Genomic DNA, 1,941 nt, shown 5'->3' with positions numbered 1-1,941 from the left:
CAGGTTTGCCCTATGATGAAAATTATGTGTCCAAATTAAACTAAAAGAACTTGTTTTTTAACTCAGTTCTTTGTTGTGCTTTCGTTATTTATTTTTAGTACCAAGTTCCTTGTCAATTCTATCAATTAAATTATCTATAGTTTCCACAGTTTTAGATTGTTCCTCTACATATACGGACCTAGTAAAGAGAGCAAGCTGAATGACTAAAAGCAGTTCGTTGTCGGTCAAAAACTGGTCATAATTTTTGATTTTTATTTCATAAAGGGTTAATAAGTCAGATTTTTCACCTAAAGAGTATTTTTTTTGACTGTTTAAATCAGTGTGATAATATTTGATTTGATAAGGAAATATCTTTTCTTTTAAAAACGTATTATTTCCTCCTATTTCATTAGTTAAGCGAATTAAATCTATTTGATAAAGATTAGTAATATCTATCCGAAGACTGTCATTGGATAGAGTACTTAATCCTATATTTTTTAAATTTTCAAAGGCACTTGTTTTAGGAAATATTTTATGTTCCTCTCCAATTGATGAGAAATGTTTATAAATACTATCATTATATGGTTTTTTCTTTGAGATAGCCTCTATCAATTTAGTTGTCGAATTGACAATAGCCTTATTATTTGAAACAACGTTTAAAATGTCATATCTGGTTTGTAGTAAATCACTTTTTAATTCCTTATAAACTTGTGTTTCTTGTTTTTTAATTTTTCTCTGTTCATTCCAATTATTTATTTGAAGTGCAATTAAAATCCCAATGACCACAAGGACAATTTCTCCAACTGCATAAATCAGATACTTGCTGAACTTATTTTCAGAGAGCAATTTTTGTCTAATTTTTCTAAAGAATTTTATCATTGGTTAATGGTTGGTTATAATGAAGCACAACGGTACGTGTATGGCTTCGTTGCGGAAAACGTCCACCGGACTTTTCCGCCGTAGCCCCTAAGTTAGCGAATCAGGCTGGAATTTCCGCATGGAGATTCCGACCGCAATGAGCTATACACAATGTTACCACATGTTTTTTATCTGTCCACATAATATTTTTTGTAGTGTTCAAGGCTTGATAAGTCTGCTTTGTCCAGCTGGATTTCGATTAGTTTGACCTCCAGTAAATCGTTCTTGTCCGCTAGGACATAAAGTAGAATGTCATCATTTTTTTCTTTGATGATTACAGGAGTCGCACTTGCAAACAATAAAAAATCAAAATCGTCAATTTCCAAAGTTTTCCAACCTCCTGTGTACCAATTTCTATATGGGTGGTCAATTCGCTTATCATAAGTTAATTCGGTATCAAAATATGTTGTGTCAATTCCTCTTTTAGATTCCAGTCGAAAAGCTTTATTGGCGAAATCAAAATAGAAGTCCTTGTTGTTTTTTAGTGAATCTGGTACTTTCTTGTAAATCCTTTGTTGCTCACCATAAAAAGTGAATGTCAAACTGTCTTTGTTTATCGTTGCCTTCGGAATTGAAAAGTCCATCGAGTCTTTTGGCCTTAATCGCAGGGATTTACCAAAGAGAAAGTAATTCTCCTTAATAAGTCCACCGTTGGCATCGTGGTTATATGATTGGAATTTTTGATTTTTGATTAGCAAAACGTCTCGACCTGGAAAGCCATAGTCCCGTGATGAACTAGTATTGTAATGATTTATCCAAATTCCCTCAATTCTTTTATTTGTATAGATGAAATACCCAATTCCGCATAATACTAGAATTCCAAATGTGATTAAAATTTTTTTCTTCAAAATATGTGGTAACGGTCTAGGCTATGAGTAGTTGTGTGGGTTAGTACTTAACTTTGCAAGTACACACCAAGTTAGAAATTCCTGCGGAATTTCTAAAGTAGGCGAGAACAAGCAATTACTTATAGCCATCTTAAGTTTGATTCTGATTAGATTGTATTTATAAACCAGAAAGAACAAAAGAGAGGAAAAAGGTTAC

The 1,941-nt window shown here is 32.6% G+C and carries 2 protein-coding genes; both read right to left on the bottom strand.

Going from position 1 to position 1,941, the window contains the following annotated elements; translation table 11 throughout:
- Window positions 1-84 precede the first annotated feature (84 nt).
- Window positions 85-858: a DUF6090 family protein gene (locus HJC33_RS00045; protein WP_171656747.1), complete on the bottom strand. Its 774-nt coding sequence runs from the start codon at window positions 856-858 to the stop codon at window positions 85-87.
- 167 nt (window positions 859-1,025) lie between these two features.
- Window positions 1,026-1,481 carry a hypothetical protein gene (locus HJC33_RS00040; RefSeq protein ID WP_171656748.1) on the bottom strand — a complete coding sequence of 152 codons (456 nt, stop codon included), beginning with the start codon at window positions 1,479-1,481 and terminating at the stop codon, window positions 1,026-1,028.
- Window positions 1,482-1,941 lie beyond the last annotated feature (460 nt).

This window comes from Flagellimonas amphidinii, from assembly GCF_013090115.1.
In the GTDB taxonomy this organism is placed as follows: domain Bacteria; phylum Bacteroidota; class Bacteroidia; order Flavobacteriales; family Flavobacteriaceae; genus Flagellimonas; species Flagellimonas amphidinii.
Note: the sequence above shows the minus strand (reverse complement) of the source record. Positions and strands in the feature narration are given on the sequence as shown.

Coding starts and splice junctions, on each gene's coding strand:
- HJC33_RS00045 (WP_171656747.1), bottom strand. CDS start 858: ATGATAAAATTCTTTAGAAAAATTAGACAAAAATTGCTCTCTGAAAAT.
- HJC33_RS00040 (WP_171656748.1), bottom strand. CDS start 1,481: ATGGACTTTTCAATTCCGAAGGCAACGATAAACAAAGACAGTTTGACA.